Origin of the sequence: Flavobacterium calami (assembly GCF_038290035.1) — a bacterium.
Taxonomy (GTDB): Bacteria; Bacteroidota; Bacteroidia; order Flavobacteriales; family Flavobacteriaceae; genus Flavobacterium; species Flavobacterium calami.
In genome coordinates, this window is sequence record NZ_JBBYHS010000009.1 from 195,018 (window position 1) to 218,516 (window position 23,499).

At 30.1% G+C, this 23,499-nt stretch carries 18 protein-coding genes and 1 pseudogene; 12 read left to right on the forward strand and 7 right to left on the reverse strand.

Going from position 1 to position 23,499, the window contains the following annotated elements; genetic code table 11:
- Nucleotides 1–142 precede the first annotated feature (142 nt).
- Nucleotides 143–1,174, forward strand: coding sequence for a hypothetical protein (locus tag AAEO57_RS10195; RefSeq protein ID WP_341692193.1), 1,032 nt, complete (start codon nucleotides 143–145; stop codon nucleotides 1,172–1,174).
- Between the two features lie 143 nt (nucleotides 1,175–1,317).
- The gene (locus AAEO57_RS10200; RefSeq protein WP_341692195.1) at nucleotides 1,318–1,881 is read left to right on the forward strand and encodes a biliverdin-producing heme oxygenase; all 564 of its coding nucleotides are present in this window, start codon (nucleotides 1,318–1,320) and stop codon (nucleotides 1,879–1,881) included.
- Between the two features lie 261 nt (nucleotides 1,882–2,142).
- On the opposite strand, the gene AAEO57_RS10205 is transcribed toward AAEO57_RS10200, so the two are convergent.
- The gene (locus AAEO57_RS10205; protein ID WP_341692197.1) at nucleotides 2,143–2,949 is read right to left on the reverse strand and encodes a hypothetical protein; all 807 of its coding nucleotides are present in this window, start codon (nucleotides 2,947–2,949) and stop codon (nucleotides 2,143–2,145) included.
- Between the two features lies 1 nt (nucleotide 2,950).
- Complete coding sequence (locus AAEO57_RS10210) at nucleotides 2,951–3,226, reverse strand: hypothetical protein (protein WP_341692199.1); 276 nt, start codon at nucleotides 3,224–3,226, stop codon at nucleotides 2,951–2,953.
- Nucleotides 3,227–3,916: 690 nt separating this feature from the next.
- Between AAEO57_RS10210 and AAEO57_RS10215 the strand changes: the two genes are divergently transcribed.
- Both AAEO57_RS10215 and AAEO57_RS10220 read left to right on the forward strand, forming a co-directional pair.
- The gene (locus AAEO57_RS10215; protein ID WP_341692201.1) at nucleotides 3,917–4,366 is read left to right on the forward strand and encodes a response regulator; all 450 of its coding nucleotides are present in this window, start codon (nucleotides 3,917–3,919) and stop codon (nucleotides 4,364–4,366) included.
- A 315-nt stretch (nucleotides 4,367–4,681) separates the two neighbouring features.
- Nucleotides 4,682–4,972: a hypothetical protein gene (locus tag AAEO57_RS10220; RefSeq protein WP_341692202.1), complete on the forward strand. Its 291-nt coding sequence runs from the start codon at nucleotides 4,682–4,684 to the stop codon at nucleotides 4,970–4,972.
- Between the two features lie 106 nt (nucleotides 4,973–5,078).
- Here AAEO57_RS10220 and AAEO57_RS10225 read toward each other — a convergent pair whose 3' ends face one another.
- From AAEO57_RS10225 to AAEO57_RS10235, 3 genes are all read right to left on the reverse strand, one after another.
- On the reverse strand, nucleotides 5,079–5,507 hold the full coding sequence (locus AAEO57_RS10225) for a hypothetical protein (protein ID WP_341692203.1): 429 nt from the start codon (nucleotides 5,505–5,507) through the stop codon (nucleotides 5,079–5,081).
- Nucleotides 5,508–5,896: 389 nt separating this feature from the next.
- Complete coding sequence (locus AAEO57_RS10230; RefSeq protein WP_341692205.1) at nucleotides 5,897–6,061, reverse strand: PTS sugar transporter subunit IIBC; 165 nt, start codon at nucleotides 6,059–6,061, stop codon at nucleotides 5,897–5,899.
- 5 nt (nucleotides 6,062–6,066) lie between these two features.
- Nucleotides 6,067–7,536, reverse strand: a complete 1,470-nt coding sequence (locus tag AAEO57_RS10235; protein WP_341692207.1) for a recombinase family protein — start codon at nucleotides 7,534–7,536, stop codon at nucleotides 6,067–6,069.
- Between the two features lie 260 nt (nucleotides 7,537–7,796).
- Between AAEO57_RS10235 and AAEO57_RS10240 the strand changes: the two genes are divergently transcribed.
- The 8 genes from AAEO57_RS10240 (at nucleotide 7,797) to AAEO57_RS10275 (ending at nucleotide 22,774) form a co-directional block, all read left to right on the forward strand.
- A complete protein-coding gene (locus AAEO57_RS10240; RefSeq protein ID WP_341692209.1) occupies nucleotides 7,797–9,968 on the forward strand; it encodes an ATP-dependent nuclease in 2,172 nt (723 codons plus the stop codon).
- A gap of 33 nt (nucleotides 9,969–10,001) precedes the next feature.
- Entirely contained in the window at nucleotides 10,002–10,904 is a 903-nt protein-coding gene (locus AAEO57_RS10245; protein ID WP_341692211.1) for a BRCT domain-containing protein, read from the forward strand.
- A gap of 6 nt (nucleotides 10,905–10,910) precedes the next feature.
- Nucleotides 10,911–12,836, forward strand: coding sequence for a tellurite resistance TerB C-terminal domain-containing protein (locus tag AAEO57_RS10250; protein ID WP_341692212.1), 1,926 nt, complete (start codon nucleotides 10,911–10,913; stop codon nucleotides 12,834–12,836).
- Nucleotides 12,833–14,149 carry an ATP-binding protein gene (locus tag AAEO57_RS10255; protein ID WP_341692213.1) on the forward strand — a complete coding sequence of 439 codons (1,317 nt, stop codon included), beginning with the start codon at nucleotides 12,833–12,835 and terminating at the stop codon, nucleotides 14,147–14,149. The genes AAEO57_RS10250 and AAEO57_RS10255 overlap by 4 nt, the downstream gene beginning before the upstream one ends.
- Entirely contained in the window at nucleotides 14,149–16,281 is a 2,133-nt protein-coding gene (locus AAEO57_RS10260; RefSeq protein ID WP_341692215.1) for a DEAD/DEAH box helicase, read from the forward strand. Before AAEO57_RS10255 ends, AAEO57_RS10260 begins: the two co-directional genes overlap by 1 nt.
- 6 nt (nucleotides 16,282–16,287) lie before the next feature.
- Nucleotides 16,288–19,272 (forward strand): DEAD/DEAH box helicase, encoded by a 2,985-nt coding sequence (locus AAEO57_RS10265; protein WP_341692218.1) that lies wholly within the window; start codon nucleotides 16,288–16,290, stop codon nucleotides 19,270–19,272.
- A gap of 72 nt (nucleotides 19,273–19,344) precedes the next feature.
- Nucleotides 19,345–20,814: a DUF262 domain-containing protein gene (locus tag AAEO57_RS10270; RefSeq protein WP_341692220.1), complete on the forward strand. Its 1,470-nt coding sequence runs from the start codon at nucleotides 19,345–19,347 to the stop codon at nucleotides 20,812–20,814.
- Nucleotides 20,792–22,774: a DUF262 domain-containing protein gene (locus AAEO57_RS10275; RefSeq protein ID WP_341692222.1), complete on the forward strand. Its 1,983-nt coding sequence runs from the start codon at nucleotides 20,792–20,794 to the stop codon at nucleotides 22,772–22,774. The genes AAEO57_RS10270 and AAEO57_RS10275 overlap by 23 nt, the downstream gene beginning before the upstream one ends.
- Before the next feature lie 435 nt (nucleotides 22,775–23,209).
- On the opposite strand, the gene AAEO57_RS10280 is transcribed toward AAEO57_RS10275, so the two are convergent.
- Both AAEO57_RS10280 and AAEO57_RS20865 read right to left on the reverse strand, forming a co-directional pair.
- On the reverse strand, nucleotides 23,210–23,371 hold the full coding sequence (locus AAEO57_RS10280; RefSeq protein WP_341692226.1) for a transposase: 162 nt from the start codon (nucleotides 23,369–23,371) through the stop codon (nucleotides 23,210–23,212).
- An 18-nt stretch (nucleotides 23,372–23,389) separates the two neighbouring features.
- Nucleotides 23,390–23,499 (reverse strand): annotated as a pseudogene (locus tag AAEO57_RS20865) (IS982 family transposase); the annotation flags it as partial.

The window sequence follows — 23,499 nt, forward strand, 5'->3', positions numbered from 1 at the left end:
AGTAGATCGTGTTTTATTTTTTTACATTACGTTATACCAGGCAGAAGATGTGTGGCACAAATAGTTATCATCACTTTAAATAATTATTAGTTTCAAAATATAAAAGAAACATTAAAAACAATAAACCTTTATAAAATATAAAATGAAACAAAATCAATATAAAAACAGCTTTTTGTCCTTTTTAGCTGTTTGTGTTGCTGCTTTAGCAGTTATGACTTCGTGCGATACCGAATATAACACAGTGTATAATGACATTCCAGGTGATATAACCTATGTGTCTGGTGATGCCTATATAAAAAGTTTTACCATACAGGAACATGCAGACCAGGCGCCTATGCAGGCCGCCATAGTCAATGATACTATTAAAATAGTATGGGTGAGTTATCATGAGATGCCGCAAACTATTATTCCAAATATAGTATTGGCAGATAAAGCGGTAATAAGCCCTAAATCAGCTGTTGAAATACCATTTAAAAACGGCCAAAAATATACAGTAACATCTGAGGCGGGTACCAGCAGGCAATATACCCTGCAAGTCGATTTTCGTCAGCCCCAGCCTAAAACATTTGGACTTGGAACTTCAGGGAAATTAGGAGGATGGATAGCTGTTAATGGCGGTGGCGGAGCTATAGCTACGGATAATTTTTGGTTTAATTTGGAACAAACCAGAGTATATCTGGTTTCGGCGGCAGACCAAACTACTGAATACGATTGTGAGATTGTTTATTTTGGTAAAGGTACTGGAGTGGCCCCTTTTCAGAGCTATGGTATTTATTTTTATCTGCCTACCAATATGCCAGTAGGAAAATACGATGTACGTATTAAAAATGGCGAATATGTTTTAAGGCAATCTAAAGAGGCAAATTGGTTTAATTATGAGGTTACAGAGAGTACTGAGCTCGTATTTTCAGATTTTAATCCTGCTATCTTGACCGCAAAAGTAGGAGGCACGTTCAATATTCGTGGAACAAAACTCGATACAGGTAAGAATATATTTATTTCAATAGGAACTAATGGTACACGTTATCAATTGGAAATTGTGTCACGTACTGCATATGCAGCAACTTTTAAGGTGCCGGCAGGTACGCCAGCTGGGGCATATAACAGGTTCTTTTTTGTAGATGAAAACGGAGCTGCAATAATGAAATTTAAATCTTTTACTATAACAGAATAAAAAAGAGAAAAAAAGTAAAGACCGTTATTCTTTTTAAAAATACCGCTTTTTATTTTTCTGGCTTTGTAAAATATACTAAAGAAATGGCATTTTATAATTATAAAATCTATTATTGATTACTAATCCAATTAAAATAAAGTAATATGTTAAGTACACAAATTAAAGAGGCCACAAAAATGGGTCATCAGGAAACGGAGAAAAAAGTAATCCTTCGTATTAAAAACATCAGTAATGAGGCTGATTACATCGAATTGCTAAAATGCTTTTATGCATATTTCAATTTGGTTGAAAAAGCAATAGCCCCTTATATCCATACTGTGCTGCCAGATTACAGCCAACGTCGTAACTCCTCAAACATCAAGATAGATATAGAAGAGTTAGGCGGTACAATCGACAAATTGCCTTTTGCAAAAGTGGTTGAAGTAAAAGATGCTATCCAGGCAATGGGAGCTTTATATGTACTTGAAGGTTCCATTATGGGCGGGCCATATATTGTTCAGATGTTACAGAAAAAAGGGATCGAAAGAGGATTTTCTTTCTTTAGCGGCTATGGAACTGAATCCGGACTGAAATGGGCTTCGTTCACCGCAGCTTTGAATATTCTCCCACAAACAGAATCAGACATCGCAAAAGTAGTAGATACAGCAAGGGAAACTTTTACCAGATTTGGTGATGTATTTGAAACAACATCTTTGATTCAAGCGTAATTGGCTTGGTGTTAATTTAAGTAATGAAGCAAGGGTGTTAAAACAAATAAAACGGATTCTATTCAATACAAATTTATTAATAAATTAAACGCTGTGGTAAATAATCAAATTAAGAATTTGTATGAAGTTTGAGTACAAGAACAAAAATCAGCATATTCGTAAATTTCAAAGTATCTTTTATAGAAAAGATAAATTACCTGACTTAAAATGAAGATTAAGTCAGGTATCTTAATTTTTTTCGCATGATTGAGAATATCGGAACTAAAATTTCGCAAATGAGATTCCCAAGGATAAAGACTTTATTTTTTTAAATAATGGCTCTTCGTATCCATATTGATACTGGGCGGAGATTGCAAGCTGAGGTATAATGTAAAGGTCTAATTTAGTAGTATTGAAAATCATATGCGGATCAGGTGTAATTACATTGTTATCTTCAAACACGTTATTGAATTTAAACGTATTTGTTAAGTGCACTTTGTAGTAATGTTCATCATCTTTGCTAGCATTCCAAAAACAAAATTTTACATAAGTAGGAATAGTGAATCGACTATATCCATTTGCTTTTTGAATTTCATCTGAATACGTGCGTGTTCCATGAGAAATATTAGCTCCGGTTGATAAATTAAAGAGTATATCATTTTTGTATTCGTATCGTAAAAATAGACCTGCACTTCCATAAAATAAATAATTATCAAAGTTTTTGTCAGCTACCATTTCTGGACCGATTTCAAATATAACTTCCGAGTAAGGAATTCCGTCATATGCGAATCCCAATGGAAGACCAACGTTGATATTGTTGGGGGCAGTTGTTGTTCCAGATCCAATATTAATATCTGCAGTTGGCTTGAGATATAATCCGAATTTATCATTTTTTAATGTACCGTTGTAAAGGTATGTTCCTGCAATTTTTTCAGATGAGCCAGGAATTCGGTTAAGATCAAAATTAAATGTTACATTGGTTGAATCCTTCGAAAAATAATTTTTAGTATAACCTATGAAAAATAATCTTTCCTGAGCATTAATATTTAAACTTAAAATTAACGCCAATAATAAGTATAACTTATTCATCTTATTGATTTATAATATTGTCGATAAAATCTACTAACTGGCTTACCTTCTTAATACTTACATGTAGTTCATTTGTCAATCTTGTTACTGGTATATCAAATCTTGCTTGAATTCTTCTTGCAAATTTTGCTTTCATGAAAGTAGTTATAAATTTATCTACACGGTCAGTTATTTTAATTTCATCAAAAGCATACCTGCTGTTGAGGGCTATAATCTCTTTTACCTCTTTTGTAATTTCATCTTTAGTCATTTTTTTTAGTATGTATTGGTTATCCATGTAATATTAATTTTTTTTTCATCAAAAAAAATAGGTATTTATACTTGTTTTTGTTTTAATGTGTTGATAATTAATGTCTTGTTTCAGGTTCTTCTTTTTTTAGGAGTAATATTTATATGTTATTTATTACTCTTTCCAAGCCCTACATCATTAAGTTTCGGATAGATTTTATTTATGTTGAGGAACTAAACTTGAAATTAAAAAATAATAAAGCAGTTATTTTTACGGATAGTTGATTATTTTAAAATATATGTACTTGTTAGTCAATTAATTGTGTTTGAATTTAATCTGATTATATGTACCGTCATGGACTTAAAGTTTAGGAAACATCTCGCTAAATATTTGCTTTATACATTTATTTAGTTCGTACTATATTTATCCTGCTAAGTTTATTTTTCTAGTTGAAATTTATATTAAAGATGTCTTTTTTCTATTTTTGTAAATAAAATTATAATTTTTGATGAGCTCTTTAATAAATTAAATAAATTTGATTCTTGGGTCTATTATAGACTTATATTATATATTCACTTTATGTGTTTTTCTGGTTATTAAGGCTATCTTTAAGACTTATTAACCGTTTCCACGGATATAATTCTATCGTTTATCGATTTACAGGAGCTTATATTATATATGAACATTTGCAGATTTCTAAATGCTTGTATTATGTTTTGAGATATAAAAAAAAATGTTATGAGCTTAGCAAAACAAAATTCCCAACGCTACATTTTTCATGCAGACGATGATGAGGATGATCGTGAACTTTTTGTTGATGTCATTCGTGAGATTGATCCTTCTGTGATTCTGGTGCAGGCAGGGGACGGACTTCAGCTAATGGAAATTCTTAACACGATAAATGATCCAATACCTGAGATACTTTTTCTCGATATAAATATGCCAGGAAAAGGTGGTTTTGAATGTCTGGAAGAAATAAGAAGACAGGAGGGAAGAGTTAAAGAGTTAAATATTATTATACTTTCTACCAGTAACGATCCTAAAGATATTGAAAAGTCATTAGAACTTGGTGCTAACTTTTATGCTGTAAAACCAAGCCAGTATGATGCTTTAAGGTGTTTTGTAAAAGATGTTTTGGACATTGATTGGGAAATGACAGAAAATATTAAGAATTTTAGGTTAATCTAATATTAGAAGAGGTATTGCTATTCTGGCTTAATCAAAAGAAGGAAAACCTTTAGCTGATGGGAGGCCATTTCGTTTATGTGTTCCTGAAAACAAACGTGGGTGGTCTGCACAGGAGGTAACAAATTTAATTGTTCGATTTGCGAAAGATTAGTAAAAGAAGCGTGGTTTTTTATAATTATATAGTTACTTAGTCTCGCAGAGAAAAATTATTACACAATAATAAATATAGTATCTTTATTAAAAATCAGAAAAACTATTTTATATACTAATTTCAAAATCAGCAGTTATAGGGATTTTGTCTTAATATGAATACCTATGAGTGTAAAACGTACATCAGAACAAATTAAAATATTCTCTAAACTACTTAATGAAGGTAAGACTCAAAAAGAAGCTTCTCAAATAATTGGGATAACTGAAAAAACAGCAGGAGCTTGGAGAAAAACATTACCTTCTGTAATCTATATTAAGCAAAGGAACGACATTCAAAAAAAGATTTCAGCTGCTTTGAATAACCCAAATTCAACTGCTTCAGACATCTCTAAATTAACAGATGCCGCAATAAAATTAGAGAAGTGCATCCAGTATGCAATAAATAATCCCTTATAATCAATCTCTACTGCTTTTTTTTTGATATAGATGCCTTTTATACCCCCTCTTTCTTCAAGTCAATAGAAATAAAGAGACTGGATTTTGTTCTTTGTATGCATAGTTGTCACATTCTAAATCCTCTTTTTAGAGAAGAAAGCTTTTGTTGAGGAAATACTGAAACGTGAGCAATTACTTCCTTTAATGTCGGAATTGAATTATTGAAAGGTTTTTTAGTTCCGATTTTCAAAAGTTGTCCGTATCTGTCTTTACAAGTAATTTCCATTTTTTTTATATCAAAACTGTCGTTTTCTTGTCTTACCCAAAAATCGCATGAAATACTCGGATTATCATCTCCTGACCATTGCAGATAAGTCGATAGTAAAAAGCTTCCGTCTCTATCAGATCTTTCTTTACCATTGCTACAGGCTTCCATATATTCGGTAATGCTTTCTTTCAACTTTCCTGGATAGGCTAACTGTGTTTGAAACGAGCCACAAAAACCTTTGTCAATAAAAATTTTAGCGAATGCATTTAAATCAGGCAAATAATTCATAATTTAATTTTTAGTTACTTTAATATTCTATTTTTCAATACTGTGAATTTTTAATATTGGAACCGTTACTTTACAGGATAATTAATTTTGATAATCTCCTTTTTTATTTTACTATCTGTATCACAAAACACACTCAAAAGAGTCGGCTAAAAGTTTGAGATCTTCAAGTAAAAGGTTCGTATTCGCTCCTTCTGGGTCACTTAATGAGACAACTAGTCAATAGTTGTCTCATTTTTTTTATACAAATATGTAGGTTTTTCAAGTCTTTACAGCGTAATATTTTACGGTTCGAATTTTTCACAAGGAATTCTTAGTCTGTTTGAAATAAACAGTCTAAAAGTGGTTTTATTAGAGATTTAATCGAAGCTGAATGACGATTCGAAGTCTCATTAAGGATATAGAGTTTTTTTCTCTTTTGGTTTGTCGTAATTTTTTGATACTAAATATAGTAATTCCAAAATAATTTTTGCCTCCTTCTCATCTACTTGAATGCCGTTCTTGGAAAGAATAATAACGGCTTTTTCTACTGAAACATTCTTCTCAATGAAATTCATTTTTTCTACTTTTTTTGGTTACTTTTTTTTGATAAAATTTTTAAAAGCGCCTGATTTAAATCTAAAGATAGGTCACCTGTTTTAAAATTAATGTTGGTTGGTGGAATAAGATTTACCAAATGTCTTTTATCTGAGGTCTCAAATTCAGAAAATCTTTTAAAAATTTCAACTAATGCTTTTTCTTCGATTTGATTTTTTCTATCAATAGCTTTTAATTTAACAGCAACATCATGTGCTTCCTTTTTAAGATTTTTGGTGCTGACTTGAGACTCTTTTTTTAATTCACTATAATCATCAATTTTTAATACTCCGGCTATAAAAAGTTTTCTGCCTTGAGAAAGGGTTATACCCTCTTCTTTTATTTTCCTCGCTAATACTTTTTGGGTGTATAAATAACTTGCTTTTTGCGTGTTTATATTCTGCTCTTCTAAAATTTTTTTAAATAATTCAATCGCACTATTTGAGAGTATCAATTGTTGGAGTTTATTTTGATAACAATCATTGAGAAAGAAAGCATTTATCCTTGTTCTACAGCCATTATGACAATGATAATATGGATAATTTTTTGATCTTCCTTTTGATATACTTCCGCTAAGTTTTCGATTACAGACAGGACATGTTAAAAAACCTCTGAGAAAAAATGTTGATTGCAAATCATTTCTTTTAGCAGTAGTTTTTCTTTTAGTATTAATAACAGACTGAACCTGATTAAACAAAGTTTCAGATATCAATGGTTCGTGTAATCCTTTTACCACTTGCTCTTCGCTAGATTCAAGTTTGACCGGTATAAGTCCGCAATAAACTGGATTGTGCAAAATCCTGAAAAAGTGCGATCTTGAACAAATTAATCCTTTATTATTAGCTGTTTTTATGATTTCAGTTATTCTATGATCATTCTTGGCAACTTGATAAAAAGCCCATTTTATGATTTCAGCTTCAGGCTCTTTAGGAGCAATACCTTTTTTACCATCCATTGATGTTAAATTGATAAAACCTAATGGTGCCTTGTTAGGATATCTTCCCATCAACTTCGCTCGTCTAATGCCGTTTGAAGTGTTTTGAGCTCTCCGAGTATTTTCTGCTTCCGGAACAGCTAAATATACCGCCAGCATAACTGTACTTTCCGGCACGGAGAAATCAATTGGCTGGTCAATAGCTTTTGCTGTTGTTTTATATTTCCGAAGCTTTCCAATCATTTCGTAAGCATATTCTATATTGCGGCTGAATCGATCCCATTTGATAAATAATATGTTTTTACCTTCTCCTGATGATTTCTTTTTAATTTCTGAAAATAATCGGTTCCATTCTGGTCTATTGAAATTCTTCGCGGAGAAATCTTCACGATAGATTCCTTTGACTTCTATATCGTAATATTTACAATATTTCAATAATCTGTCCTCCTGCTCAGGCAAAGAGTAGCCTTTTCTTTTTTGTTCGTCAGTACTTACTCTGACATATAAATAAGCATTTTTCATAACAAAAATTATTATAATTTATTTCTTTTAAATACTTCTAAAAGTGGGGCTTCATACCTTGATTACTTACATAAATTTACGAAAGAAGTAAATCTTTTCCATTAAGTTAAAAGGTAAGCGAAAATTATAAAGAAACAGGTATAAATACTTGGTGGTTGATTTTTGTGAATTGATATATTTGAGACATTATGGTTTTCCATAAAAAGGAATAATACAAAAGATAGATATTTGAATTAACTTATTTATATAAAATAAAGGATATGCATATTTCAAATATAAAAATAAAGAACTATAGGGGTATAAAATCCGATGAATTGGATACTTCAATTTTTACGTGTATTATTGGGGAAAATAACGCTGGAAAATCAACTATACTATTAGCAACAAGCTTATTTTTTTCAGGTACCAGCTTAAGTAAATCTGACTTTCACGATAAAGAGGAACCTATTGAAATTGAACTCACTTTCTCAGAAATAAATGACGGAGACATAAATAGATTATCTCCCGATCACAGAGATAGAATCAAAGAAATAATTATTGGAGATAAATTAACATTAACTCGTCTTTATAATACAGATGGAAAGTCTGATCTTCTCTGTAATCGCCTTGCTCCCAAAGAAGGAAAGTATGGTAAAGATGTAGTTGGGGCAATAATGAAAGGTAAAAAAGGAAAGGAAATTTCACAAGCCGTCATTGAGATATTACCTCAACACGCAGAGAAATTTGAAGGTCTAACGACACAAAAGGATGTTTTTGCAAAACTTGATGAGGTGATAGCGGAATTACCTGCCGAACAAAAGGAGATGAAACTTGCTCCTTTACCAACTGGCATTGAAAATAGCGTTAAAATTCTTTTACCCGAGCCAATTTACATAGCTGCGGTCAAAGACCTGAAAGACGATATAAAATCAAAAGAATCAGCAACTTTCGGAAAACTCTTAAGTATTCTAATGAGATTTTTAGAAAGTTCCGAACATTTTGAAAGAATAACCGATTCATTTGATGATTTGCACAAATTACTTAATGTAGTTAATGTAGTTAGAGAAGCAGAACAGATTACGGACAATAGAATTGAAAAATTGCAGGATATAGAAAAACAGATTGGTTCATTCCTCTCTGAAAATTTTCCAAAATCAAAAATAGAGATAGAAATACCCAAACCAGAGTTAAAACAAGTATTTACGAATGCTAGATTACTAATTGATGATGGAGTAAGAGATATTATTGAAACAAAGGGAGATGGTATTAAACGTGCTGTAACTTTCGCATTGCTGAGAACATTTGTTGAACAATATAAAGAACAACGAAAAGAGTTTGCAGCTATGAAAAAAGTTGATGCAGAAGAAAATCAAGAAGATGCGGAAGCCGTAATTGAAATAAGTGAGCAACCTTATCTTTTTCTATTTGAAGAACCTGAACTGTACTTGCACCCAAGTGCGCAAAAGATATTATTTGCTGCGTTAGAAAAATTAACCGAAGTTAATAATCAGGTATTCGTTACTACACATTCACCGATGTTCTTCTCTCCAAATTCTACTGGAACTTTTGTTAAGGTTATAAAAGAATATCCAACGGAAGGAAAACCTTATGGAAAGTTCTTAACGATCAATTTTTTAAAAGAGATAGCGGCAAAAGATGCATTTCAGATCATATGCTATGAAAATAATACTGCCGCCTTTTTCTCCAGCAAGGTGCTATTAGTTGAAGGCGACTCAGATATAATCTATCTAAAAGAGACAGCGAAACTGCTTAATCCAGAATGGGATTTTGATGCCCATAATATTCCAATCATTTCAATAAATGGGAAATCGAATGTTAAAAGATTTACTGACTTCTATAGTTTTTTCCAGATAAAATGTTTCTGTATAGTAGATTCTGATGCTTTAATCGATGGTTTTGAGAAATTTACCGTTTCAGAAGATATTAAAAAACAAAGAGAAGAGCTATTGGCTATACTTGATAAAATAGCTAGTGAACAAGGAATACAGGCAGATTTACCTGCAAGTAAAATAAAAGAGTTAGTAAGAAGATATTCATGGAAGGACCGATATAATAAACTAAAAGAACTGGGGCTAAAAATAAAAGCTGGTGAAGTTTTAACTGAAGAAGAAACGTTGGAAATTGATTTTCTATTCATAGAAGAGGAAAATAATCTCAGACGAAAGATATTTACAGATAATGCTATAGAAATTCCAGAAAAATATTCTCTATTAGCAGCATTGAGATCCCTTGATATTTTTATCCTTTCGCATGGAGCTATAGAAAGCTATTATCCCGAAGGAGTGACAGGCGATGACAAACCAACGAAAGCACTGAATGCTGCGGCAATCCTTAGAAGTCATGAAGATTGCAGACTGCATTTACCAACAATCAAAATTGATGATGAAGAGGTTTGTGAATTGGAAATAATCTTTGGAAAAGTCTTTTCATGAATTAAGTTAATCAAACTAAAAACATACTATAATATGAGTAACATAGATCAAGAATTATTGAAAATTTACACCTCAAAATCTCAAGCTGATAAAGCAATTAGCTCTTTAAAAGGATTGTTACTTGGTATTCAGTCAGATGAAGAAGTAAACGAAAAAGAAATTAATGAACTTAGAAAATGGGCAACAGAACATAAACTTTTAATTAATAGAAATCCTTTTAATGAGTTTATGACTATAATTGAAGAAACTATTTCAAATAAAATACCTCCTAAAGAAACAATTGAAGATTTATTTTGGCTTTGCCAAAAATACGAAAGCGACAATTACTATTACAATGCAGTAACTTCTGATCTTCAAACTTTGCAGGGTATTTGTCATGGAATATTATCTGACGGAGAGATCACTGACAAGGAGATATTTGAATTGAATACTTGGCTCTCTGAAAATGAACATCTAAACACATACTATCCTTATGATGAGATTAGAAGCTTAATACTGTCTGTACTATCTGACAATAAAATTGATGAAGAAGAAAGAATAGTACTTAAAGCCTACTTTAAGCAGTTTGTTAAATTACAAGATTCAGAAGTACAAAAGCAAATTGAGAAGGAAACGTCTGATATTGCTATATCCGGACTTTGTACACGCGAGCCAAATGTAGATTTTCAAGGAAAAACATTCTGTATTACTGGAGTCTTAAAAAGAGGTAATAGAGAAACTTTGCAAAATCAGATTAAATCACTGGGGGGAATACCTACTGATAGTGTTACTAAGAAAACGGATTATCTAATTGTGGGTGATAATGGTAATCCAGCTTGGGCATTTTCTTGTTATGGGCGAAAGGTAGAAAAAGCATTAAGTTTAAGAAAAGATGGCCATACTATTATAATGATTCATGAATTTGATTTTTCAGATATTATAGATGACCTAATTTAATTACAGATGACAATAATAATTATAATCTTTATAATAATTGTTCTTGTTTCGGTAGGAAAAAAGAAACCGGAGTCAAACAAAATAAATTATTATGATATAGCGAAGAATCAACGAGCAAAACAGATTTCTTCGATTGATAGAACAAGCACCATTAATATTTCTGTGACTAAATCTAGTTTAAAAAATGATGATTCAATTATAGATGTAGGATCAAAATCTTACAAGATTGACTCCGATTATGGATTAGAATCTAAAGTGCCTTTCTGGTCTCATAGTTATGTTTATTCTTATTCAGAAATTAATTATGCTACAGCCAATCAAAAAAAGTTTTATCAATATTATAAAACTCAATTTCTGAATGGTGAATTTCTAGATTTAGAAGGGAATAGTAATTATGCATTTATTTTACTTTTCGATTTTTTAAACGAGTTTGAACAGCATAAAAATATTACCAAATTAGAATCACAGATAGAAAATTTAGGTGATAATTATCCTAAAACTAAATCTTATGGAATAAATTTTCTGATCAAAAAAATGGAACAGGTTGGTGATAATGATGGTATTGCCAGATTGAGAGAAGATCATTATGATTATCAATATACCCAAGTTAATTATTCAACTTTTGAATGGAGGAATAAATACAAGAAAAAACTAAATCTTAATAAAGAGGAGACAAATGTTTTAGACAAAATATGGTATTCTAGTAATAACTTTATAAGCATAGAATATTGTTCTGTTGAAGTTATCAAACTCTATTTGGCAACAATTAATAATTTGAAACAGATATATATAGATAGCAGTTCTTCAATTGAAAAAGAATTTGAAGAAATTGCAGACGTTGTAGTTAGGAAGCATTTTAGATTTAGAAAAGGCAGTAATAATTACAAGTATGCTATGCAGACTTCTGAAAATGAATTTTATACAAGTATCTTTAAATTTTGTGAGAATACAGTAAGAGAACATTTTGGACATAAAAGAAAAGTAACAATTGATTCATATGCTTCATCTCCAGTTGCAAAGGAAGAATTTGAAACAAAACTTATAAGTAAAATTGCTCAGATTCATATATCATTAATTCCAAGTATAAATTTGCCCGATGAAGAAACGGAAATAAAACTCAATATTCAGAATACAACTCGCTGGAAAACTAGATTTGAAGAAATTACTTCTAATTTTAATAAAAATTCAAAAGAGTTTATGAACCAAATTGTTGAATTAGGAAAATTAAACAAAGATAATCCTTCGGTTGAAAATATCTTTTTTGAAGCTTCTAAATTCATTGCAAAGTATGATCAGGAAACTGCTTTATTACTTTATATATATTATCTGGATTATGATTTAAAGTCAGTAACTTTTGATAATAAGCAATTAACTAAGACTATTCAAAAAAGTCTTTTTAAGGAAAATATTCAGCTTGAGAATTTTGAAAGAATAGTGAGTGAATTTATAAATGATAAGGATTTGGAAAAAGCCCTTAAATCAATACCAGAGGTATATGCTATTAAACGTAAAAAAATCCAATTAGATAAATCTCTAATTAAGGAAGTTCAGCAACAGCATTCAGGAACTGTAGAGTTATTAAATGAATATTTAAAAGATGAAAATTCAGAAGATTTAGATGTTAAATCAGATGAGCAAATCGAAATAACTATCAATAAAAGCATAACAGAAGATACATTGTCAATATATGCTGAAGAGTTTGCTTTTAAACCAATTCATACTTTAACATTGGAGTATTTTTCAAAAAATAATTTTTCAATACTTCAAAGTGAGTTTGAAATTTTTGCGAAATCTAATGGGGCTTTTAGAAACCAATTAATAGAAAGTATTAATGAAATATGTTTTGATGTTCTTGATGATATTTTAATTGAAGAAGACGAAGATTATTACACTATAAACAATGATTACTACCAAAAACTTTTAGCAAAATGATAGATAATATAAAACCCAAAGAAGCGACTTCAATTATAAATTCATTATTAGGGGGAGTGGTACCTAAAATAGGCGTGCAACACATTACAGTAGGAAGATCTGAAGAAGTCGCATCTTTTGTAACAGCTTTAGAAGATGTGAAAAATGGGCATAGTATGGCAAAATTTTGGATTGGAGATTTTGGTTCAGGAAAATCTTTTATGCTTCATCTTCTTAATACGGTTGCTTTGAAGCAAAAATTTGTAGTTGCAAATGCTGATTTTACACCGGATAATAGATTATATTCTAATGATGGAAAGGGAGTAATGTTGTATTCTGCAATAATGGACAATGTTGCAATTCAAACAAAACCAGAAGGAGGAGCATTACCAACATTATTAGAAAAATGGATTGAACAGATAATTACTAAAACGGCTGAAGAAAATAATATTTTATTGACATCGATTAGAGAGGAACAATATTTTAGCGTAATTCAAAAGAATTTAATGAAAACTATCAGTGAAATTACTGAAGTTGGAAGTTTCGATTTTGGAACAGTAATAATGAAATATTACGAAGGTTATATAAAAGATGATGAACAGCTCAGAAGAAATGCTTTGAAATGGCTTAAGGGAGAATATAGAACTAAAACAGAGGCGAAACAAGAGTTGGGCGTAAGAGATATAATTAATGATCTTAATTATTACGATATGCTTAAGAATTTCTGTAAGCTGTTTGTTAATATGGGCTATAGCGGATTTATGATCAATTTAGATGAAGCAATAAATTTATATAAAATTTCAACTTCTATAATGAGAGAGAAAAATTATGAAAAAATTCTGTCTATTTATAATGATTGTTTTCAAGGAAAAGTAGCTAATCTATTTTTTAATTTTGCAGGGACAAGAGAATTTTTAGAAAATGAAAGAAGAGGATTATTTAGTTATCAGGCATTAAAATCTCGTTTGGAAACCAATAAATATGAAACTTTAGAAGTCAGAGATTTTGCTCAGCCAGTAATTCGTTTAATGCCTTTAAATCATAATGAAATTTTTGTTTTACTAAAAAAACTTAAATTAATTTTTGATTATAATTATAAAACAGAAATTGATATTTCAGATAATGATATCCAACAGTTCATGGAAGAAATTTTTAATAAACCTGGTGCTTCTGAGTTTCTAACACCTAGAGAAGTTATCCGGGATTTTTTAAACATCTTAAACATTATCAGGCAGAATCCTAAAGTTGATAAAAATATATTATTTGGAGAAATCGAAATTTCTGATGAACGACCAGATGAGTTATCTCTAATTGATAGTATAGAAGAATTATAATGTCATCTTACAATTTACTTTCAGATCCTATAAAAAAATATATAAGGGATAAGCGATGGGAAGAATTGAGACCTATCCAGGATGCGGCAATTCAAAGAATCATCTCAACTGATAACAACTATATTTTGGCTTCAAGAACAGCTTCAGGTAAAACTGAAGCTGCTTTTCTTCCTATACTTTCAAAAGTTAATTTTAGTGAAATTGGTATTCAGGTATTATATATATCACCATTAATTGCACTTATTAATGATCAATTTTATAGAATAGAAGAACTTTGTAAATACCTTGAACTTCCAGTTACAAAGTGGCATGGAGAAGCTAATAGAACGCTTAAAGAAAAAATAATAAAAGAACCCAGCGGCATAATGCTGATCACTCCGGAGTCGTTGGAAGCTATGTTTGTTAATAGACCACATCATATAAGTCATCTTTTTTACAATCTGAAATATGTTGTGATTGATGAAATACATTCGTTTATAGGATCAGGAAGAGGAGTTCAATTAAAATCTATTTTGTCAAGATTGCAGGATTTGAATTCAAAGAAATTTAATATAGTAGGATTATCAGCAACCATAGGAGATTATGAAGAAGCAAAGAAATTTACTGGAGATGTATTGCAGACAAAAGTATTATTAGATAAAACATCCAAAGAAATAGATACAGAGTTTAGATATTTTGAAAATGTAGGTGCTGAACTGCCTCTCGAACTTTTGAAGAATTTATACTTAGAAACCAGAAATAATAAAGTTCTGATTTTCCCTAATAGTAGGGGGCGTGCAGAAGAAGTAGCAGTTAAGCTTAGAAAGATTTCGGAAAAGGTAAAAGGACATACGAACTATTTTTCACATCATTCGTCGGTTGATAAAGAAGTAAGAGAATATGTAGAATACTTTGCAAAAAGTAATAATAGGCAAAATTTCTGTATTTCTTGTACTTCAACCTTAGAGCTGGGAATTGACATTGGTTCGGTTGATGAAGTTGTTCAAATAGATGCAACTAATAGCATTGCTTCATTGATACAGCGTGTTGGGAGAAGTGGCAGACAAAATGGTGCAAAAAGTAATCTTTTTTTATATGCCACAGATAAATGGAGCTTATTGCAATCGTTAGCGTGTTGGCAATTGTATAAAGAGAAATTTATAGAACCTTCGGAACCAATGAATTTTGTTTATGATATTTTATTACATCAGGCGCTATCCATAACAAAAGGATATTCAGGTATTAAGCTTGTGGATTTGATTAAGCATTTAAATCACAATTTTGCATTCAATGATATTCAAATTTCAGATATTAAAGAAATTTTAAATCATTTGATTACTATAGACTTTTTGGAGAAATTAGGAGATGAGGTTATTATAGGAGTCGAAGGTGAGAAAATTGTTAATAATAAAGATTTTTATAGCGCCTTTACTGTTGAAGACAATTTCAAAGTTGTTAGTGCAGGTAATAAAATAGGCGAAATACCATTTACTCCACAAGTTAAAGAAGATGAAAATATTTTACTAGCAGCTAAAATATGGAAAATTAAATTTGTAGATTTTAAAGCAAAAAAAATAGAAGTAATACCAGCTAACGATGGTAGAAAACCTAAATTTTCAGGAGATGGAGGTATTGTACATCCAGAAATCAGAAAAAAAATGCTTGAAATAATCTTTCAAGAAGAAACTTTTAATGAACTTGATCAAAGCTCATCCGACGAACTAGAGAAGATGAGAAGAGAATTTTCTGTTTTTGATCTGCAAAATATTGAATCAGAAAGATTGCTGATGGCTTCTGAGAAAAAAATCTTGTTCTATACTTTTACAGGTACTAAAATAAATAGGACACTAAAACTGCTTTTTGATGTAATAGAAATTAAAAATATGCTAGATGATAAAGCTAGTATGTTTTACATCACGATCTCAAAAGAAGAGTTTTTGTCTAAATTAAATCTTATAGTTTCAAACGTTAAATTTATTGATGAAATTATCACTAATGAATTAGAAAAAAATCCAGACTCATTAACGGTATCTAAATGGGGTGTTTATCTGCCAATAAAATTTCAAATTAGATTGATGAAACAAAAATTTTATGATATAAAAGAAACTCAAGAATTCTTACTAAGTATTAATAGAATTGTAGAAAACGCTTAAGAAATTATGGAATATAAAAAGTGGTTAACATATTGGAAAAAAAGTTTATCGGATTCTTTAAAAGCAGATATCAATATTGACAAACTTCAACATTTTGAAATTGAGAGTTTTGAAGTTGACATGCAACAAATAGAAGATTTGAGCAATGTAAACAACCTGATAAATTTTGAAGAAGAACGTATAAATAAAAAGAAAGGTGTTTCAAGTAAGGATAGTGAGAATTGGGTTAATTTAGATGAAATCGAAGTCTTGATATCTCCGATAAAAATAAAACCCACAACAGAAAATCTTGTTTTCTTAAAAGACAAACAGCCTAAATTTCCATTTTGGTATTTTGCGAAACTAGATAGAAAAGGAAGTTTACGGGTTCCGGAAGAATATTTTCCAGTTTTCCAAAGAAAGTATTTAGAACCCTTAGCAGATGAAAGAACTGAATTTATATTTGGCACAGTTGAAAATATTGATAATGCAACTGCTGTGGGAAGAGAACAATATGTGAATTATCAGGAATATATAGATTATGTAAAAAATGTTTTTGCTTTAGCTATAAATCAAAATATAGAGAATTATGTTTCAGAGGGGTATGAAACTCTAAAGAATGGAATAGTTCTATTGCCGGACGAAGATATGAACGCCGCAATCGGTATAATTCATTTGTATGAAAAGATATTAAAGGAGGACAGCATTCCTGAATTATTAAAGACATTTATAACACTTCACAATTCTAAAGAAAATAATCCATTAAATGTATCTGAATTCATTGATTCAAATTTTTTGCATACTGGACAAATGGGATTTGATTTCCCAATCTCAATATCGCAACGTAAAAGTTTAAATACCTTTTTAAAGACAAATGACAAAATTTTTGCAGTTAATGGACCTCCTGGAACAGGAAAAACAACTTTGTTGCAAAGTATAGTTGCTAATAAATTTGTAGAAAGTGCTATAATAGGAAATGAACCCTCTATAATCCTTGCGTGTTCAACCAATAATCAAGCGGTAACAAATATCATAGATAGTTTTTCTCAATCAAATACAAAACCTGGAAATTTAGAAGGAAGATGGCTACCCGAAATTGATGGCTATGCTACTTATCTACCAGCTAATGGAAAAACAGAGGCAGAGTTGAAAGGAATAAACTATAAAAAGCAAAATGGCCAAGGCTTATTTAGTAGAGTTGAAAACCAAGAATATTTAAAAATTGCTAAACCTTATTTTGTTGAAAAATGTTCAAAATATTTTAAAGATAAGGTTTTAAATATTAATGATACTATAAAAAAAATCCAGAAGGAAATTTTAAATATACAGGCAATATTGCATGAAGCATCTAATAAATGGAAAGTTTACTTGCAAAATGAACAACTATTTTCAAATGGATATCTAAATGATATTAGTATTCGTGATAAATATTACTCTGATAATATCTTAAACGAAATAAAGTTTCAATCTGATATTGAGATTTTAAATAAATTAGAAGAAAAAATTATTTCATATTTTAATAATGAACCTTTTTTTAGAAAGCTATTTTGCTTTTTTGGATTGAAATCAGCTTTAGCAAATAGAGCATCGGAAGTTAGAATCTTATTGAGAGATTCATTAATAAGTGAAGCTAAAGAATTTGTATTCACAAAAAGTGCAATACTTGAAAAGATAGATAATAAAATAACAACTGGAAAAACAATTATTGAGTCGATAAAAAAATGGAAAGAATGGAAAATTTCTAATTCCATTAATGGAAATCCACCTAAGACAGAAGACGAATACTGGGAGTTTGAATATTTTAAAATTAAAAATAGTGTTAAACCAAATTGTTTTTATGATGAGTTGGATGTTACACTTCGTCATGAAGCATTTCAGCTTGCTTTGCATTATTGGGAAGGAAGATGGTTATTAAAATTGGAATCGGATTTGAAAGATGAAAATTTCGATAGAAAAGGATTTGATGCAATGATAAATAGATGGGAACGACAAGCAATGTTAACGCCTTGTTTTGTTAGTACATTTTATATGGCTCCTAAATTTTTTAGTTTCTTTAGGTTTTTCAAAAAAGGAGAAGATGGTAAAAATATTTTTGACACACGTCCACTTTATAGTTTTATAGATTTATTGATTGTTGATGAGGCTGGCCAGGTTGCGCCGGAGGTGGGGACTGCAACATTTTCACTTGCTAAGAAAGCAGTTATAGTAGGTGATGTAAAACAAATTGAACCTGTTTGGAACATCACTAATAAAATTGATGTTGGAAATTTAAAAAAATGCGGTATCATTAAAAATTATGATGATCTTATTTATGAGAAAGAGTTTGATCCTAAAGGTTTTCTTGCTTCAACTGGAAGTGTAATGAAAATGGCTCAAAATGCAAGTAATATTCGAGAGCATGGCGCAAAGGAAAAAGGAGTTACTTTGGTTGAGCATCGACGCTGTTTTGATGAGATTATTAATTATTGCAATGTATTAGCATACGATGGAAAGCTAGTACCACTTAAAGGACCAGCAAAAAGCGATTTATTATTCCCTCCAATGTATTGCGTTCATGTTGAAGGGAATTCGTCAGTAAAAAACTCAAGTCGTTACAATGACAATGAAGTAAAGGCAATAGTTAATTGGTTAGTTCAGAATAAAACGAGAATAGAGGAAAGATATGGAAAAGTCGAAGATTCTCTTGGTATTATTACTCCTTTTGTGGGTCAAAAAAACAGTTTGAGATATGCATTAAAAAATGCAGGATTTAATGTTGATAAATTAAAAATAGGAACCGTTCATGCACTTCAAGGAGCCGAAAGATCAATAGTTTTGTTTTCAATGGTTTATGGGAAAGGCGATTCAGGTACAATGTTTTTTGATAGAGACAATAAGCCGAATATGTTAAATGTAGCCGTTTCAAGAGCTAAAGAAAACTTTATAGTTTTTGCAAATACTGAGATACTAGACAAAAGAAGTAAAACTCCATCCGGTATACTATCGAATTATTTAACTTATGAAATAAAATAGTAATTTCTTGTTCAAAATGTAAAAAGTACATTGCAAAGACTGATTTAGAAGAAATATAAATATCAAAATTTAATGGTAAAAATAGATGTAAAAAGTCAAAAACAAGAAAATATTGATGAGGAACTTTTTCTTACAGTAGGCACATTATCTACAAGTGATTTTTTTGAAACTGATGTATCTGTAAAATTGCCCGATTATCAGCGTCCTTATGTCTGGAATGAAGAGAAATTAAAGCATCTACTTAAAGATGTTAAAGATCACTTTTTTTATAATGGAGATTATAATGAAAATGCACAACATTATTACTTAGGATGTCTTTTATTGTATCAAAAAAGTGAAGAAGAATTTGAAATTATTGATGGACAACAACGTATTACTAGTCTGCTTATTTTGGATTATACTTGTAATGAAAGTAAAAGTTATCTTGCTCAGAATAAATGGAATTTAGAATATAGTTCTATGCTTTCGGCTGCTGTTATTAAACATAATTTCAAGTATTTATCGGAAAATGTAAGTTTAGAAGTTAAGGGTAAGTTAAAAGAAATTTTTTCAAAATTGGTTTTTACTGTCATAAAAACGAATTCAGAAGATGAAGCGTTTACTTTTTTTGATAACCAAAATAGTCGAGGAGTGAGTTTAAGTGCAGTAGATTTTTTAAAATCCTATCATTTACGAGAGCTTAAAGGAAATGAAGATTTGCAGCGCAGATTTGCTAAACAGTGGGATAGTAACAATAAAGGACAGTTTTTAACGGAGTTGTTTGATTTTATTCTTTGGCGAAGTAGGAGTTGGAAAGGAAAAAGTTTGTCATTTGAAAATAAAGATGCCATTTTAAAAGATTTTCAGAAGAAAACAATTAAAGAGCAGAATAATGATATAATACGTCTATATCCTAATGTTTGCAATACATTAGCAAGCCAGCTAACGTATGATTCCCAACTTGGAGTATGTATTCGTCCGAGCATTTTAAATCTTCAGTCTACTGCATCTCAATACCCATTTTCAATACGTCAGCCTATTCAAAAGGGAGTTGGTTTTTTTCTATATACAGAGAAATATTTTGCCGTTTATAACCAATTATTTGTCGATAAAAAAAATGAAGCTTTTATAAAAGTATATAACAAACTGATTACGCAGAACAGCTACTATTTGAAAATGTTTTTCAAACTTGCCAGTGTTGTGTATTATGATAAATTTAAAGATCAAAAATTACAGGAATTTGCATTATGGATGGATTATTTATTAGGAAGTTATCGTATTTATCAACGAACTATTGTCACACAAACCGTAATTAAAATTTTAAGGGATAATGCTCAAAACCTGTTAGATGTTATTGAAATGTCTTATCGATCGGAAGATGTGTTTGAATTTTTAAGATCAATTACAGATAAAAATCATTATAATGCAGATTTAACCTCAGATCCTGTTTACGGCGTAAGAAATAATTACAAGAATGCAAATCTTTCATTTTATAAAAAGGAAGAAAACAGTGAGCTAATTGCTAAGAAGAAATGGATATATGAATATATTGGAAAAAAATAACATGCCTATAACTTCTATTGAAATAACTTTAGAGAAAGTTGTTGCTAATTCAGATTTATACAATATCCCAATTTATCAACGACTTTATGTTTGGGGTGATGATCAGATAAAAACATTACTGGAAGATTTATATAAAGCTTTTAGCGAGAATCAGCCGAAATATTATTTGGGAGGAATAATGATTACTAAAAATAATGGTAAACTTGATTTGATAGATGGGCAGCAAAGATTCACTACACTTTGGCTTATAAGCAAAAAACTTGGCTATGATTTATTGAATTTTAGTCATATTACAATTGATAAATTAGAAAAGGCGAGAATGAGTTTTGCAATCCGTGATTTTGCGAATCAATACTTTAATTCTTCTAATTCTGAATTAAGCTTAACAAAACATGAAATAGAAGAATTAAAACCTATTTCGAATGCAGAAAACGTAATTGAAAATTTTCTTAAAGAACTTGAAGGAGAAGTAGAAAAAAAAGATTTCGCGTCATTCATTTACACAAAAGTTTTCTTGATTTCTACTCAAATGCCAAAAGAAACTGATGAGAATAAAGTTTTTGAGGCAATGAACAATCGTGGTGTGCAATTACAACAACATGAAATTTTGAAAGCCCGGTTATTAAGTGTTGTAAAAGATAACAGAGAGGAAATGTATCAATATAGTTTATTGTGGGATGCCTGCTCTGTAATGGATGAATATTTAGAGAAGAATATAAAAATTGTTGCTAATTTAAGTTGGAAAGATTTGTTTCCGGAAAAATCAGATGAAGAAGAAACGATTGTACAACTTCCTAACAAAATTCATGACAGATTAAAAAATAAAAATTCAGAAATAAGGTCTAAAAAGTTACTTTGTATTTTAAAGGAAGGAATTGACGATGACGATTTAGCGCAAATTAAAAACAATGATAGCGTTTTAGAAGATTATGATTCAGGGAAAGTTAGGAGTATTATTAATTTTCCTATGTTGTTGTTACATACCTTGCGTTTATTTCAATTTAGAAATAAAAATATTTTAGATAGTGATAAAAGTGTTGAAGTAAAAGGAAAAGATTTAATAGAAATTTTCAGAATGCATAATCATTATTTTGCTAAATCCGAAGACGTTAAAGATTTTATAGATTTACTTTGGAATGTTCGAAAGAATTTTGATAGGCATGTAATTAAATGGGTTGGAAATGTCGAAAATAATGAAGAAGTCCATTTTATTAAAAAATTGTATCAAAGTAAAACAGCTTTTCAAAGACGATCACCAATTAGTAATGAGGGATTCGCTTTACTACAAAGTATGTTATATCATTCACAACAAATAATCACACACTATTGGCTGACTCCATTTTTAAATAAAATGCTTGATGAAGAAGACACTGAAAATCTATATGATTATTTGAAGAAACTCGACAATGCAATGTTTTGTAATGAAAGGCGTGATTTGAGAACGATGAGTTATGAGATGATGAGCAGAACTGATCTTCAACTTAAAGGCAATATTGAATTTGTTGAAGAAGTATTGAATTCGTCAATTGGTACCGGTTATCCGAGTTATTGGTTTTATAAAACAGAATATATTCTTTGGGAAAATAGAATGCAACTTGGGTTTGAAAACTGGAAAGATTATAGAATGACCGCTAAGAATTCTGTAGAGCATATTTCTCCTCAAAATCCTAAGCCAGAAGAATTAAATATTGTTTATGATCATACTGATGAAGCTGAAATAATTCGTGAAAAAAAGGATGATTTTGGAAATTTAGCTTTATTATCTCCAGGAATGAATTCTGAATATAGTAATAAAATTTATAGTGTAAAGCGTGCAGAATTTAAAGCTAAAAAATCTATAGATTCCTTGAAGTCTGATATGATTTTTCAGAATGAAATGTGGAATTGGAAATTATGTCAACAACATAAAGAGGTAATAATAAAATTATTTATTAAGCATATTAAAGAAACTATGAGTTGAGAATTGTATTCATTAATAAAATCTGAATAGAGAAAGGAGATAATAAGCTGAGTTTTTTCTCCTTTTTTTAATATCATTTTATATTAAAAAATATATTGAAATAATAATGTTGGTAAGTTAGATTTTGTTCTGTCAAATTTTTAAAAACACTTCATTAGATTTAAGTTACAAAATACCCTCAAAAGAGTCAGCTAAAATTTTTAGGTCTTCAAGCAAAAGGTTGGAATTTACTCCTTCTAAGTTCACAGTAAACCCACTCAATTCGAGTGGGTTTTTTGTTTTCTGCAATTTAGTTGTTTTTTAAAGGATCAGGTTCAAAAGGGATCAGGTTCAAAAGTTGGGGATTATGCAAAAAGATTAGATAATCTGAATAAGAAGAAATTTCTAAAATCCTTCTCCAAAGCGTTACAATGGATCAGGTTCAAAAGTTGGGGATTATGCAAAAAGATTAGATAATCTGAATAAGAAGAAATCTACTTTACGCACTCCTCTAAATTGACTTCTAAACGCTTTCACTTTAGCATTGAATGATTCTGCAGAAGCATTAGTACTTCTATTATCAAAATAGTTTAAGATGGATTGGTAATTAACCGTTATAGTATTTAATTCAAGTTGCTAGTTAATTGATTTGTTTAATTGGAGTCCAAACACAAACAGAGTTAACTTTATTAGAAAACCTTCAAGTGTAACTGCATGTATTGTTCTAGGAAACATTTTCTTGATGT

Excerpts from the sequence above, each read along its gene's own strand:
- AAEO57_RS10195 (WP_341692193.1), top strand. The coding sequence starts at position 143 with ATGAAACAAAATCAATATAAAAACAGCTTTTTGTCCTTTTTAGCTGTT.
- AAEO57_RS10200 (WP_341692195.1), top strand. The coding sequence starts at position 1,318 with ATGTTAAGTACACAAATTAAAGAGGCCACAAAAATGGGTCATCAGGAA.
- AAEO57_RS10205 (WP_341692197.1), bottom strand. The coding sequence starts at position 2,949 with ATGAATAAGTTATACTTATTATTGGCGTTAATTTTAAGTTTAAATATT.
- AAEO57_RS10210 (WP_341692199.1), bottom strand. The coding sequence starts at position 3,226 with ATGGATAACCAATACATACTAAAAAAAATGACTAAAGATGAAATTACA.
- AAEO57_RS10215 (WP_341692201.1), top strand. The coding sequence starts at position 3,917 with ATGAGCTTAGCAAAACAAAATTCCCAACGCTACATTTTTCATGCAGAC.
- AAEO57_RS10220 (WP_341692202.1), top strand. The coding sequence starts at position 4,682 with ATGAGTGTAAAACGTACATCAGAACAAATTAAAATATTCTCTAAACTA.
- AAEO57_RS10225 (WP_341692203.1), bottom strand. The coding sequence starts at position 5,507 with ATGAATTATTTGCCTGATTTAAATGCATTCGCTAAAATTTTTATTGAC.
- AAEO57_RS10230 (WP_341692205.1), bottom strand. The coding sequence starts at position 6,061 with ATGAATTTCATTGAGAAGAATGTTTCAGTAGAAAAAGCCGTTATTATT.
- AAEO57_RS10235 (WP_341692207.1), bottom strand. The coding sequence starts at position 7,536 with ATGAAAAATGCTTATTTATATGTCAGAGTAAGTACTGACGAACAAAAA.
- AAEO57_RS10240 (WP_341692209.1), top strand. The coding sequence starts at position 7,797 with ATGCATATTTCAAATATAAAAATAAAGAACTATAGGGGTATAAAATCC.
- AAEO57_RS10245 (WP_341692211.1), top strand. The coding sequence starts at position 10,002 with ATGAGTAACATAGATCAAGAATTATTGAAAATTTACACCTCAAAATCT.
- AAEO57_RS10250 (WP_341692212.1), top strand. The coding sequence starts at position 10,911 with ATGACAATAATAATTATAATCTTTATAATAATTGTTCTTGTTTCGGTA.
- AAEO57_RS10255 (WP_341692213.1), top strand. The coding sequence starts at position 12,833 with ATGATAGATAATATAAAACCCAAAGAAGCGACTTCAATTATAAATTCA.
- AAEO57_RS10260 (WP_341692215.1), top strand. The coding sequence starts at position 14,149 with ATGTCATCTTACAATTTACTTTCAGATCCTATAAAAAAATATATAAGG.
- AAEO57_RS10265 (WP_341692218.1), top strand. The coding sequence starts at position 16,288 with ATGGAATATAAAAAGTGGTTAACATATTGGAAAAAAAGTTTATCGGAT.
- AAEO57_RS10270 (WP_341692220.1), top strand. The coding sequence starts at position 19,345 with ATGGTAAAAATAGATGTAAAAAGTCAAAAACAAGAAAATATTGATGAG.
- AAEO57_RS10275 (WP_341692222.1), top strand. The coding sequence starts at position 20,792 with ATGAATATATTGGAAAAAAATAACATGCCTATAACTTCTATTGAAATA.